This is a genomic window from Gilliamella sp. BG3 (assembly GCF_046635605.1).
Classification (GTDB): Bacteria; Pseudomonadota; Gammaproteobacteria; order Enterobacterales; family Orbaceae; genus Gilliamella; species Gilliamella bombi.
Genome location: NZ_JBIDFE010000032.1, coordinates 1 through 14,260, shown reverse-complemented (window position 1 = coordinate 14,260; position 14,260 = coordinate 1). Strand labels below are relative to the sequence as shown.

At 36.0% G+C, this 14,260-nt stretch carries 10 protein-coding genes and 1 CRISPR repeat array; of the genes, 7 read left to right on the top strand and 3 right to left on the bottom strand.

The genetic code is table 11. The features are described from left to right. The 4 genes from ACGH6S_RS11190 to ACGH6S_RS11175 form a co-directional block, all read left to right on the top strand. Nucleotides 1-623 (top strand): hypothetical protein (locus ACGH6S_RS11190; protein WP_411579540.1); only part of this gene is annotated, 623 nt, incomplete at its 5' end. Nucleotides 624-1,377: 754 nt separating this feature from the next. After that, nucleotides 1,378-2,988 (top strand): hypothetical protein, encoded by a 1,611-nt coding sequence (locus ACGH6S_RS11185; RefSeq protein WP_411579539.1) that lies wholly within the window; start codon nt 1,378-1,380, stop codon nt 2,986-2,988. Between the two features lie 464 nt (nt 2,989-3,452). After that, nucleotides 3,453-4,889, top strand: coding sequence for a hypothetical protein (locus tag ACGH6S_RS11180; RefSeq protein WP_411579537.1), 1,437 nt, complete (start codon nt 3,453-3,455; stop codon nt 4,887-4,889). A 271-nt stretch (nt 4,890-5,160) separates the two neighbouring features. After that, nucleotides 5,161-6,369: an MFS transporter gene (locus ACGH6S_RS11175; protein WP_411578940.1), complete on the top strand. Its 1,209-nt coding sequence runs from the start codon at nt 5,161-5,163 to the stop codon at nt 6,367-6,369. Between the two features lie 103 nt (nt 6,370-6,472). On the opposite strand, the gene surE is transcribed toward ACGH6S_RS11175, so the two are convergent. Together surE and ACGH6S_RS11165 are read right to left on the bottom strand one after the other, a co-directional pair. After that, entirely contained in the window at nt 6,473-7,252 is a 780-nt protein-coding gene (gene surE / locus ACGH6S_RS11170) for a 5'/3'-nucleotidase SurE (protein ID WP_075524084.1), read from the bottom strand. A 9-nt stretch (nt 7,253-7,261) separates the two neighbouring features. Next, the gene (locus tag ACGH6S_RS11165) at nt 7,262-8,119 is read right to left on the bottom strand and encodes a neutral zinc metallopeptidase (protein ID WP_065589262.1); all 858 of its coding nucleotides are present in this window, start codon (nt 8,117-8,119) and stop codon (nt 7,262-7,264) included. Between the two features lie 211 nt (nt 8,120-8,330). Here ACGH6S_RS11165 and ACGH6S_RS11160 point away from each other — a divergent pair, with 211 nt between their 5' ends. Further along, nucleotides 8,331-9,212: a DMT family transporter gene (locus ACGH6S_RS11160; protein ID WP_411578941.1), complete on the top strand. Its 882-nt coding sequence runs from the start codon at nt 8,331-8,333 to the stop codon at nt 9,210-9,212. Between the two features lie 351 nt (nt 9,213-9,563). Next, nucleotides 9,564-11,069 (top strand): glycine betaine/L-proline transporter ProP, encoded by a 1,506-nt coding sequence (gene proP / locus ACGH6S_RS11155; protein ID WP_065559897.1) that lies wholly within the window; start codon nt 9,564-9,566, stop codon nt 11,067-11,069. A gap of 261 nt (nt 11,070-11,330) precedes the next feature. After that, a CRISPR array of direct repeats spans nt 11,331-12,138; the repeat unit is 28 nt; unit sequence GTTTACCGCCGCATAGGCGGTTTAGAAA. A 217-nt stretch (nt 12,139-12,355) separates the two neighbouring features. On the opposite strand, the gene ACGH6S_RS11150 is transcribed toward proP, so the two are convergent. Beyond that, the gene (locus tag ACGH6S_RS11150) at nt 12,356-13,222 is read right to left on the bottom strand and encodes a helix-turn-helix domain-containing protein (RefSeq protein ID WP_174799510.1); all 867 of its coding nucleotides are present in this window, start codon (nt 13,220-13,222) and stop codon (nt 12,356-12,358) included. Nucleotides 13,223-13,518: 296 nt separating this feature from the next. Here ACGH6S_RS11150 and fsa point away from each other — a divergent pair, with 296 nt between their 5' ends. Beyond that, nucleotides 13,519-14,181: a fructose-6-phosphate aldolase gene (fsa, locus tag ACGH6S_RS11145; protein WP_174799511.1), complete on the top strand. Its 663-nt coding sequence runs from the start codon at nt 13,519-13,521 to the stop codon at nt 14,179-14,181. Nucleotides 14,182-14,260: the final 79 nt, after the last annotated feature.

Here is a 14,260-nt window from a genome sequence, read left to right as displayed (position 1 = left end):
TAGAACCAGAAGAATTGACATGGGCACCTGTCACGCATGAGGGAATTACTGCAACAGTGACAAATGTTGTAGCTAATGATTACTGGATTCCTTATAAAGATAGGGGACAAGTTGTAGCACGTGTTAGGCTAACAGGTCCAAAGGCAAGCAATCAATGGGATAATCCTCATCCTAACCTAATTACTAAGCCACAGTTACCACAGACGTTTGAGTTAGTGGGTAGAGATATTAATACCGGTGATGAGGTAGTCAAATATGGATTTGTATTAAGGCAGTGGTTCGTCAATGGTGGTGGTCAAAGGAAAAGTTATAGTGACCAGTTAGCATGGTGTAATAGTTTGGGTTATCGAATGCCACGGGTAAGAGATTTAACCAATTCAAACTATCATAATTTAGGCGCAGCACCTAGTTCATCAGATAGTTTTTACATGCGTCACATAGGCGCTGGCTTTTTCACGGAGTGGGGCGACATGCTCTACTACGCTGATGCGGGCTTCGTCCTCGGCAGCTACTGGACGAGTGACGCAATAGGTAGCTTTCAGTACCCTGTCACCTCGGGCACCGGCTTGGCCTACATCTACAGTGCCAGCTTCTCCTGCTATGGCGTTTGCACCGCACCTTAGCTTTTAGCGTTTAGTTCTTAATCCTTAGGGCGCGGAAGGGGGTTACGGTGCTTGAGAGGATAATATAACAAAGAATAAAGCCCCAGCACAAGTTGGGGCGCTGAGCAGGCAAAGTATGTGAGCCTTGAGCTTTAATGGCAGAAAACCAAAATAGCACCCCGACCGATACGCCTTAAAAGCTTGCGCTTTTGTTATTAACTGGCTGTTATTAACAAGTTGTTATTAATAGCTATTATCAAATAACAAAAGCGCTTTTATTAAAAAGCCAAATTCAACGTAATAAAAAATTAGCCTATAAACGGTTGATTTCATTTAAAAATATAAAATAAAAAATTCAATAAAATCAATAGTCTACCTGAACAATTTTAGAGCAAAAAACACGCTTATAGCACCACAATATTAATAAGCTTGCCTTATCAGAGCGTCAAAATATGCCGATAATGAAGTAAAGCTAGCACGCCAAACTGGGCTGTTGGGCGTGTTTGTGTTTTAGATGTTATCAGCAATATTAATCATTCCGTAAAAGTCAAAAAGTCCTAAAGATAACACCATATTTTAATTAGAAAATTCACCTATCTATAAAACCGAATCGTTTTCATCTTTACATTTCTTTACAAAAAAGTCCGCCAAAAAACTAGCCAACTATTTCTTAAACGGCTATACTTTAATCGCTTTAGAAAGACAAGCTTATTAAATAAGCGAATAAACATAAAAATTCAAATAAAACAAAATATTACTTGACAGGTGAAACGAAATGCAGTACCATTTTAGGCACAAGGCACAAGGCACAAGGCACAAGCACTGGCAAACTTATGTCTTAAATTTATCAAATAATCCTATTCGACAAGTTTTTACTCGAAACTTATTTATACCTTCCAAATTATTTCTCGAATTATTTTCGAAATTATCCACAAAACCATTTTCAAAAATTCCATTGGCATTAGCGCCGTTGTTGTTATTACCGTACTCTTTAGAATCGCAGGCACTATCGGCCACGACTTCTGAGCGCATTCACGGTACTGCGCCTTATTTAACCTTTGATGGCGGCGCGACTCATGCTGATTCAGTTAGTCCCTTATTATCAGTAACATTGCCCGGAAACAAAATTATTACTGTATCAAATGATAGCTCAAGCATGGAAAACCCATTAGTGTTAGATAAACTTTCAGCCACTTTTGCAGATATCAAGACATTAGTACCTCATAGGGATTATCCAGAAGTATTGACCGATAAAGTTATTGATGACAATGGTTATTGGAAGGATGATGATGGCGATACACTCCATCGTGTCAATTCAAGTAAATTAAAAATTAAATGGCAGAATTTATATGGTCAAGATATTACTAATTATGTGAAGGATAACTCAGATAAAGCATTAAATGGCTGTGATGCACCTTATCAATTGACATTAGAAGCGGAAGATGTGAGCATTAAGACAGAACATGGTATTCCTACTGAAAGTGATAAATTTACTGGAAATAGGCATACCTATTATCTTTATCCCAAAATGGATAAACCACAATTTTGTTATGCTATGCCTAACTTAGAATATGATTGGCATTCAAATGATATACCTTACGATGGTGCAGTTTCTTCTCTTAACGATCCGCATGGTGATTGGAATAAATATAGAGGGTTTTATGCTTATAATCCAGCGAATCCTGGAGCAAACTTTCCAACCACAGGCTCTCATAATTTATTTTTTTACTTGAGTGTTGCAGGAATGAAAGCGCAAGATATAGTAAATAAAAATGGTCGAACAATTTCGACGGGAGGGGTAACATTAACGTTAAATGCTGAAAATACGCTACCTACAGGGCTTGTAAAAATTAACTTAACGGGTCCTAAGGAGAGTAATCCTGGTTCTTTTATTCCTTCAACATTTTATTTACACGATAAAAACAATGACCCATTGTATAATTTTAGATTAGAGCGTTGGTATGTAGCTAAAAAAGGCGGTGCAGGCGGTTATCAAAATGCCGTAGCGTTTTGTAATAACTTTAATGGTGGTGGATATCGTATGACCAAAGTGCTTGATTTTACTAATTCAAGACGTTACGATTGGCAGAATGGTATAGCAGACGAAAGCTATTTACGAAAAATTAGTTATAAAGTGAATGGTTATTGGATGGGAGGATTATTTAGCGAATGGGGACGTATGACTCAGATTTATTATAAAGATAGTGATTGGGAATATTTTCGTGTTGGCGATCCTGCTTGGGGAGACTATAGAGGGTATTATTGGACATCAGATTCAGGTCAAAAAGCGTACAATATCAATGTCGTTGTAGAGACAAATACAGGTATTGTTGGTGGTAGAGAACATTCGGATCAAGACTATAGAGTAGCCTGCGTTACACCTTAATTTCCCTTTCTTTAACGATGACTATTTAAATAAAAATACTTAGTATTTTGTTTAAATAGTCGATTAAACTTTTTAGCTATAAAATATTTAGATTAATTTAACCATAAAGTTTATGCCCATTCATGATGAATAATTCTTACAATTTACATTTCTTTACAAAAAAGTCCGCCAAAAAACTAGCCAACTATTTCTTAAACGGCTATACTTTAATCGCTTTAGAAAGATAAGCTTATTAAATAAGCGAGTAGTTATAAAAAATCTAAATAAAACAAAATATTACTTGACAGGTGGAACAAAATGCAGTACCATTTTAGGCACAAGGCACAAGGCACTGGCAAACCTATGTCTTAAATTTATCAAATAATCCTATTCGACGAGTTTTTACACAAAACTCCATTATATCATCGCAATTATCTCTCAGATTATTATCGAAATTATTCACAAAATTATTTTCAAAAATCCCATTGGCATTAGCACCGTTGTTATTATTGCCGTACTCATTAGAATCACAGGCATTATCGGCCACGACTTCTGAGCGCATTCACGGTACTGAGCCTTATTTAACCTTTGATGGTGGTGTTACTAAAGTGACTAAAACAGAGGACTTATTAGGTATTAAGTTATCAGATGGTCGAACATTTACATCGCAAAATAATTCTTCATCACCAACAGCGCCAATCAAGTTACCTAATGTAGGGGATACCTTGGCTGATATTGAAATGATAGTCCCGCCATTAAGCGTCTCAATAAATATAAATGACTTAGTGACACAAGGTAAATGGGGAGATGATGATGGAGATGGTCAGGGTACAAATGGTGTTACCGCATTAGGAAGTATATCGTTAGCAATAACTGATAAAGATGGAAATGCTGTTAGTCGTGGCGATGCATTAGATATATGTAATGCACCTTATAAGGTAACCTTAGATAGTTCAGGGGGAACTTTAACTACGCAGTATGGCGTGCCGAATAGTAGTAGGTTTTACGGAGGGACAGCGGAATATTATATCACTTTGCCGTTACCGCCAGTTATTTGTTCGGTCAGGCCGAATTTATTGTATGGTGGCACAACTGGAACTGGCTTGGATTGGGACGACCCACGCTATGCAGGTCCAGCTAACATATGGAATCCAGTTAAGGGTTTTTTAGTTCAGTCAACAACCCCATCATCTTACAGTTTAAATTTTCCAACTACGGGGTCAGATGGATTGTATTTTGATTTGGATATAGGTGGGATAGATGCAAGTCAGTTTACTTGGACCGTTATCACAAGTGGTAGTATAAGAGCAACGGTGAGTTGGATATTACCAAACCAAGGTACAAACGAAGATAAATGGATTAGAGATAAATCCAAGAATGTAACACGGGTAACGTTGAATGGTCCAGAGGCAAGAAGCCAGTGGAGCAATTCTAATCCTAGTCAAATTACCTTGCCATCTTTGCCACAAACATTTGAGTTAATCGGTAGGGATAGAAGTGGTAATGAGGTTCGGTATGGATTTGAATTGAGGCAGTGGTTCGTCAATCGGGGAGGTCAAGGGGCTAGCCTTTCTAATCAAACCACATGGTGTAATAGTTTGGGTTATCGAATACCACGGATAAGAGATTTAACTAATGCGAAGTGTGGTGTAGATAATCGTTGGTACCCATGTGTAAATGACATAGATGGCGCTAATCCATCCTCAGGTTTTACTGGCTATCAGCGTCACATAGGAGCAGGCTTTTTCACGGAGTGGGGCGCTATGTCCTACTACACTGATGCGGACTTTGTCTTCGACACCTTCTGGACAAGTGACGCTACAGATACAGATAGCGTTCAGTTCACTGTCTACTCGTACTACGGCGGCGTCGGCAGTTACAGCGATTACTACAGCGGCTTTGCTGTTTGCACCACTCCTTAGCGTTTAGTTCTTAATCCTTAGGGAGCAGAAGGTCTTATGATGCCTAGAGAACAATATAGATAAGAATAAAGCCCCCGCGCAAGTTGGGGCTTTTAGCAGGCAAAGCTTGCGAGCCTTGCAAATTTATGGTTCGCCAATAAGTAGTTAAATGTTGATTTTATCCGTAATAAATCAGCAAAAAACTAATCAACTTTATTTTAGCCTTAATTTTGTTACGTTTATGCCGATTTTATGTATATAATTAACGTAAATTCATCTATTGTGTATTATTATGGCTAATGTATCTTCGTTTCGCCAAAAGCAAAGCACTATTTTTGTCGCATTTCTAGTCACAACTTTTATTGTTGGTATTGCTGGTGCTTTACAATCTCCTACTTTAAGTCGATTTCTAACTTTTGAAGTTAATGTTAATTCACGGCTAGTTGGACTTTTTTTTTCTGTTAATGCTTTAGCCAGTATTGTGGGTAGCTTTTTATTGGCTAAATATTCCGATAAAAAGGGCGATAGGCGTTATATTGTTATATTTTGCTGTTTAATGGGCATTGCTAATAGCATTACTTTTGCGTTTACACGTCACTATTTGGTATTAATCACGCTGGGTGTTTTGTTTGCTGCGTTATCGTCTGCTGCTATGCCACAAATTTTTGCTTTAGCACGCGAATATGCCGTTAAAACTGGGCGTAATGTTGTGGCATTTAATTCACTTATTCGAGCTCAACTTTCGCTTGCTTGGGTATTTGGCCCACCAATTTCTTTTGGCTTAGCTATTAATTTTGGTTTTACGGCAATGTATTTAACGGGCATGTGCATGTTTATGGTCGCGATGCTGTTTGTTGCTATTTTTTTACCTTCGGTTGAAAAAAATCCCACCTCACAATTTAATAACGAAGCAGAGTTACAAGCGGCAAATCAACCACTTTGGAAGAATACAAATGTGCTTTGTTTATTGCTATCTACGGTATTTATGTGGACAGCAAATATGATGTATATTATTGATATGCCAATTTATGTTGATGTTGTATTACATCTTTCAGATTCATTGCCGGGTGTATTGATGGGGCTTGCTGCTGGTATCGAAATTCCAGTTATGCTCATCGCTGGATATTTAGTACCTCATTTAGGTAAACGAAATCTATTTTTTATTGCGATTGTTTGCGGTTTGATTTTTTATCTTGGTATGATTTTTTGTACTGGTAAATATGCCTTATTAGCATTACAGCTCTTTAATGCTCTATTTATTGGTATTGTAGCTAACATTGGTATTATCTATTTTCAGGATTTATTGCCTACCCGAATGGGAGTGGCTTCTACTTTATTTAATAATGGTGTTATTTTCAGCATAATTATAGCTGGAATGTTGCAAGGATTTGTATCAGAAGCCTATGGACATGAGGTTATCTATTGGATTGCGTTAGTAATGGTTGCGATATCATTGTTATTCTGTACGTTGGTGAAGGATGTAAAAACTAACGTGGGCTGAAAGTAGATGAATAGTTAGATAATTAATAACACAATCAATAGTAAATAAATAATTAAGTGTAATTTGTCTTCTTAATAGTTAGGAAGACAAATTACTGAAACAATTAAAGATTAGATGTGTTTAACAGTTTTTCATAAAAGGCATAATCGGTCCTTTCATAACCCAATGGCGTAATGGCAATAAAGTTGGCATTAGCGGCATCAAGTTCTTTATTGTCATCAAGTATTTGTAAATTGCGTTTTGCTCTAAACCAAAAGTAATCGTTGCCTTCGGGATCTTGTGTTGGTATCACCATAAAACGACTTACATCGCTATCGCCTTGTTTTGTTATTTTCAAACCTTTAATTTGTTGTGCTGTACATGCAGGAAAATTAACGTTAAAACAAATATTTTGCGCAGATGGTAACGAAAGTAATTTAGCAATAACTGTTTGAGCGTGATGTTTAGCACAACTCCAGTCAGTTGGCTGGTTATCTTCACTGGTTAATTGACTCAATGCAATTGCAGGAATGCCCAAAGTCATAGCCATCATTGCCGCACCAACAGTGCCAGATAACACTGTTTCAAATCCTACATTTGAGCCATTATTAATTCCAGATAGTACTAGATCGGGTAGGTTGTTAGCCATCAAATATTTAATTGCAAATAGTGAGCAATCGGCAGGAGTGCCATAAACGGCAAATTCTTGTTTTCCACGTTGAACAACTCTAAATGGCGTTTTTAAGCTCACTGAACAAGATACTCCACTTTGATCTATGGCTGGTGCAACTACCCAAACCTCGTGAGCTATCTTTTTTGCCACTTCTTGCAATAGTTTAATACCTGGTGCATCAAAGCCATCATCATTGACTAGTAAAACGCGATTAACTAACTTTTCTAACATATTATTTCCTTATTGAGCAAATGTATTACATTCGTTAATTGCACCACTATCAAACCCACGTTTAAACCAAGTATAACGTTGCTTAGATGTACCATGGGTAAAACTATCAGGTACAACATAACCTTCACTTTGTTGTTGCAAGCGATCATCACCAATGGCTTTTGCGGTGTTTAAAGCTTGTTCAATATCACCTTCATCCAGCCGATTTTGCTGTTGCATTGCATTGCCCCACATGCCAGCAAAACAATCGGCTTGGAGTTCTAATTTAACCGACAATTGGTTATTTGTGATTGTGGACTGACCTTGTTTTAATTGCTCAACGTGGCTAAATGTGCCCAGCAAATTTTGTACATGATGACCAACTTCATGCGCAATTACATAACCTTGAGCAAAGTCGCCACCACCACCAAGTCGCTGTTTCATCTCTTGATAGAAAGACATATCTAGATAGACAGTTTTGTCAATACTACAATAAAATGGTCCCATAAAGGTTTGACCAGTGCCACAAGATGTTCTTGTAGAGCCTTTATAAAGTACTAACTTAGGGGGAGTATAGGTTTTACCTAAACGTTGAAATTCTTGATGCCAATAATCTTCAGTACTTGCTAAAATGATAGACGTAAATTTGACGGCATCTTCATCATCAATTGAATATTGATTAGTATTTTGTTCGGTACTGTTCGTATCAATTAGTGTTGAATCTAGCAAGCCAGTTAAATCAACACCATAATAGCCAGCAATTAACACTACAATAAATAAAACAATCTTACCTTTACCACCAATTGGAAGTCTTGTTCCTATTTCACTTCCTGATTGTGAGCGACGATCTTCAATGTTATCGCTCTCTCGTTGGTCTCTCCAGCGCATAGGAATTACCTTGTCAGTTTTAGTTTAATTATTTTAATGGATAACAAATAAGTATTCTAGATTAAGTTATTAGCGTTGTTATAAATTGAACCAATTAACTGTATAAAAATAGGTAAAGTATTTGTTTGTAAATTTGGTTATTTCTTGCTTTTTTTAGGTATATAATAGAATCCATACCATTATATCTTTATACTAATATTTGGGTATTGTTATGCCATATTTATTTCTTACTTTGGCGGCTTGTTTTTGGGGTGGTAATTACGTTGTTGGACGTGTTTTAGTTACTCAAGCCGATCCTATGGTAATATCCGAAGGTCGTTGGGTTATTACTGCGCTGTTATTATTGTGTTTATATCAACGTCAAGTTCGTAATGACTTATCCAAAATTAGAAAATCATTTGGTCCCATTTGTTTGTTAGCCATTTTTGGGCAGATTTTATTTCCATTAACACTTTATGTTGGATTGCAATATACCTCATCGCTTAATGCATCAATTTACCTTTCTGCAACACCATGTATGGTGTTGGTTATGAATAAATTGTTATTTAATGATACGATTTCAAAAAATAATATTTTAGGCGTGCTATTTAGTACAATTGGCGTGATTTATTTGATTTTACAAGGAAATCTAACTAATTTAAGTGAGTTGAGTAATATTAATAAAGGGGATTTATGGGCAATGGCATCAGCAATGAGCTGGGCTTGTTATAGCGCATTTATACGGTTAAAAGATAAATCTATATCTGGCAATGCTTTTGTGACTGTTAGTGCCGTGTTGGGTTCGGTCATGTTACTTCCTGTTGCGTTAGTGTATTTTTATTTTTACCCAGTTTCCAACCTAGCGCATTATACCTCAACAAGTTTTTTGCTTGGCTTATTATATATTGCTATTTTTGCGTCTTGGTTATCTTATTTATTTTGGAATAAAGGTATTATGGATATTGGCGCAACACGTGGGCAAATCTATACTCATATTATCCCTTTGTCAGCAGGAATTTTCAGTATTCTATTTTTACATACGCCAGTTGCGTATTTTCATATTGTGTCGATAGTACTAATAGTTATTGGGATCTATTTTTGTTCACGGAAATAGTTAATAATACAAACAATCGTTTTTAAAATAGCTTTAGTTTTGACTTAAAAATCAAGAAAATTTTACAAAATGAGGTTATTTTGCTATAATTAGCACTCAATTTTCACAAAAAGGAATTGTTTTGTTGTTATTTAGTAGAAATTAAAACAAACAAACAATAAAACATTAGTTTTTGCTTTTTTATTATCCTCTTTTTTTATCTTTGCTGTATTTTGCTTCAATTTTAATTAACTGATAAACACTTTTTCAAAGTGTAATCTAAAAAGTATTGTTCTTTGTGTATTAAAAGGTAACCGTTTACCTTGTTGCATCATTCCTTTTTATTATTTGTATGTAAACAGGCGGTATTTTATGAAAAAAATAAGACAGTCCCAAAATAAACCATTAAACATCAACGATATTACTATAATTGATGATAGCAAGTTAAAAAAAGCCATTACCGCAGCAGCACTTGGTAATGCGATGGAGTGGTTTGATTTTGGTGTATATGGCTTTTTAGCCTATGTTTTAGGGCAAGTATTTTTCCCTGATGCATCCCCTAGTGTGCAAATGGTTGCTGCACTCGCCACGTTTTCCGTACCATTTTTAGTTCGGCCGTTAGGCGGTTTAGTGTTTGGGATCCTTGGTGATAAATTTGGACGCCAAAAAGTATTATCAATAACCATCATTATTATGTCGTTAAGCACTTTTTGTATTGGTTTAATTCCTTCTTATGCCTCGATTGGTATTGCTGCACCAATATTATTATTGCTAGCTAAATTTGCGCAAGGATTTTCAATAGGGGGTGAATATTCTGGTGCGGCTATATTTGTTGCCGAATATTCGCCAGATCGCAAACGTGGTTTTATGGGGAGTTGGTTAGATTTTGGTTCGATTGCTGGTTTTTTAGTTGGAGCAGGTTTAGTCGTGCTTTTATCTAGTATTCTTGGCAAAGTTGCATTTCATGATTGGGGCTGGAGAATTCCATTTTTATTCGCTTTACCGCTAGGACTAATTGGGCTTTACTTACGTCATGCGCTAGATGAAACACCGGCATTTCAACAGCATACCGATTTGATGGATCAAAATGTTCGCGATCATATTACTAATCAACCTAAAATGACTTTCAAACAGATTATTATCAAATATTGGAAAAGCCTATTAGTCTGTGTAGGGTTAGTGATTGTTACTAATGTGACTTATTATATGTTGCTTACCTATATGCCTAGTTATTTATCTCATAACTTAAATTACGATACAGATCATGGCGTACTAATTATTATTGCTATCATGATAGGTATGTTATTTGTTCAACCATTAATTGGTTTTATTAGCGATAAAATAGGTCGCAGACCGTTCATTATTGGGGGAAGCTTAGGTTTATTAATTCTTGCTTATCCGTCATTTGTTATGATCAATAGCGATATTATAGGTCTTATCTTTTTAGGATTATTGATTTTAGCTGTATTACTTAACTGTTTTACTGGTGTTATGGCCTCAATTTTACCGGCTATCTTTCCGACTAGTATTCGTTACAGTGCTCTAGCTATATCATTTAATATCTCGGTATTAGTTGCTGGTGCTACTCCAACAGTGGCGGCTTGGTTGGTTGAAGAAAGTAATAATTTATACATGCCAGCTTATTATTTAATGGTTGTAGCATTAGTGGGTTTACTTACAGGCATAAAAATGAAAGAAACCGCAAACCGTCCACTCCGCGGCGCAACGCCTGCAGCATCAGACAGGTCAGAGGCAAAAGAAATATTATCAGATCACTTTGACTCAATAGAACAAAGAGTCGAAGATATAGAACAGCAGATCGAAACATTACAACAACAGCGTCAGAATTTAGTCGATCAACATCCTAAGTTAGATTGATTTTTTTATTTTTTGGGTTTTGTATATTTTGTTTAACATACAAAACCCAAATTTAATAAAATCAAAACGATACATAAGTATTTTTTAACGATAAAATTGACACATCATAGAAATAGCTAAAACACTGCCAACCCTTTTTTTTATTAATAAATAAAAGTAAATAAAAACAAAGTATTATAAAACCGCTATAAAAAAGGGTTTTTGAAAACAGAAATCCTATTTGCCTTTTGCTAAACAGGGTTTATAGTATATCGGTTTCTAGTTTACCGCCGCATAGGCGGTTTAGAAAGCCACGTATGGCAACATTATGCACCAGTCAAAGTTTACCGCCGCATAGGCGGTTTAGAAATCTTATCTGATTGATTTATAATAAATTAAAATGTTTACCGCCGCATAGGCGGTTTAGAAAGACATTTTGATTTGTAATGTTTGACATTTACTGTTTACCGCCGCATAGGCGGTTTAGAAAGTATTGTTTGACATGACGGTAGTCACGCCGTTGTTTACCGCCGCATAGGCGGTTTAGAAATTTGTAATTATGAGTTAAATTCAATAAAATAAGTTTACCGCCGCATAGGCGGTTTAGAAATCGCAAATTAACATCCCGCAAATTAGCTTCGTGTTTACCGCCGCATAGGCGGTTTAGAAATGTTGTTCAGCTCGACACTGGAGCTGGCAAAAGTTTACCGCCGCATAGGCGGTTTAGAAATGCTGGGGTCGAAATCGCAAACAAGATTAAAAGTTTACCGCCGCATAGGCGGTTTAGAAACAAATAACAATTGGGAGCCAACAACTGAGTACGTTTACCGCCGCATAGGCGGTTTAGAAATATGCTTTTGCCAATTTCGGATATTTATTTTTGTTTACCGCCGCATAGGCGGTTTAGAAATGAGCCGTCAAAGGATGAACTGGCGGCATTCGGTTTACCGCCGCATAGGCGGTTTAGAAATGCGTTACGTTATAGTCGTTATTCTGACGAAAGTTTACCGCCGCATAGGCGGTTTAGAAACCTTAGAACGTGTGTACCAGTCAAATCTAGGTGTTTACCGCCACATAGGCGGTTAGAAATTCTGGCATTATTATTTTTAACAGCATGACGTTCACAGCTATATAATAGCTTGATTTTATTCAAAATTATTAAGTTAAAAAATAAAATCAATATTCTACCTGATTGATTTTATATAAAAATGTACCGATAATTAAGTGCGCTAAACAAGAGCGATAAATATGTGTAATTTTGGCACAATGTAAAAAATAAAAGAGTTTGAAAGTTTACTGTGAAAAAACTATTTGCGCATTAACTTACTATGATATTGTCGACGATATTCGGTTGGTGTTCGTTCTGTCTTTTTTTTAAAAATCCGACAAAAATAATTACTATCTTTAAACCCCGATGCTAGAGCAATTTCTTTTATATTTAGATCATAATCCTTTAGTAGCGATTTTGCATATTCTAAGCGAATATGATTTAGATATTCATTTAGCCCTATTTTTCCCTCGCTTTGAAATAGATGTGATAAGTAATTGGGTGAAATGTAAAACATATTAGCTAAAAAGTCGCGTGTAATATCTTCACGAAAGTGAGTATCAATATATTGGCGAATGGCTTCATATAGGCAAGTAGTTTTGGATGATGTTTTGATATTGATATTTAACAAATCGAGTGTGTTGCTAAGTAAACTGTGAATAAGATAGTAAGCAGTTTGATTTTGTTTACATGATTGGTTTTGCCAGATAAGTTCGGTCAGCGCTTGAATAATAAATGTACCAACCCGCGGGCCTCGTCTTGGTGTGTTAATTTGCCTAAGTGGAATTAGTTGTGTGCCATCCCAATGCAATAGGCTTATACCAATTTGTTGTTTACCAAACAATATGTTTAATGAAGTAACAGGGTTTGTCCAAATGGGTTTGTTCCAGCTTTGAGCGGAAATATATAAAAGATCATTAATTGATAATATTTTTTCAATAACTTTGCCATTACTATCCGCCCATAGCATCTGTTGCTTTCCTTCTAATATAATTTCAATTCTAGGAAAGTTGACTTGGTAGGCAAGTGAAGGCGGACAAGCATTACTATTGGCAAAATAGATATGATTGATTGACTCTTGGTTATTGACTAGTTTGGTTAGTTTTTCGTTAATGATTTTTGTCATAAATTAAGTTAATGATAAATCAAGTGTGTACTATCGTTTAGATTATATACGCATATGGAAAAGATGAAAATAAGTATAAATTTTTCTTTTATTTAATAAATTAATGTTAATTTTTCGTTGTGTGATCTAAATCTCAATTTCTTATTTAGCGTACAAAAATCCAGTAAATGACAAAATTGTCTTCTAGGCGGTTGGATCAGTTTTTTTTACTATAGCTGTAACGCAAAATTTGTAATACAAAGAGCGTTATATGTATACGTTAATAGATATTTGTTGGTTTTAGCTAGGAGTTAACCATGGAATTATATTTAGATACCGCCGATCTTGTCGCCATTAAACGTTTAGCTAAGGTGTTACCTATTAGTGGGGTTACCACTAATCCAAGCATTGTAGCAAAATCGGGTAAGCCAATTTTTTCGTTATTAGATGAACTACAGGGAGTATTGGGTTCAGATAAATTACTATTTGCTCAGGTACTTTCAAGTAATGCTGATGAAATGATAAAAGAAGCTCATCAGCTTAGAAAAGCAGTACCATCGATTGTGACTAAAATTCCTGTCAATGCTCAAGGATTGATTGCAATTAAAGAGTTAACCCAGCAAGGAATTCCAACTTTGGGAACGGCTGTTTATGGTGCAGGGCAGGGATTTTTAGCTGCATTAGCAGGGGCTAAATATATTGCACCTTATGTTAATCGCATTGATGCTCAAGGCGGAAATAGTAAAGATACAGTACTGGAATTACAAGAATTGTTAGATTTGCACTGTCCACAATCGATGGTGTTAGCCGCAAGCTTTAGAACGCCAAGGCAAGCGTTAGATTGTATGCTTGCTGGTTGTAAGTCTATTACGTTGCCAGTAGATGTGGCTGAGCTATTTATTTCTGATCCAGCTGTTGATGCGGCGATTACTAAGTTTGATCAAGACTGGTGTAATGCTTTTGGTGCGTTATCGTTTTAAATTTAGGGACTGTTGATCTTTGCTGTACATAAATTACTCAACAATACATTGGCAGCCACATTAACATAAATGCCAGTGA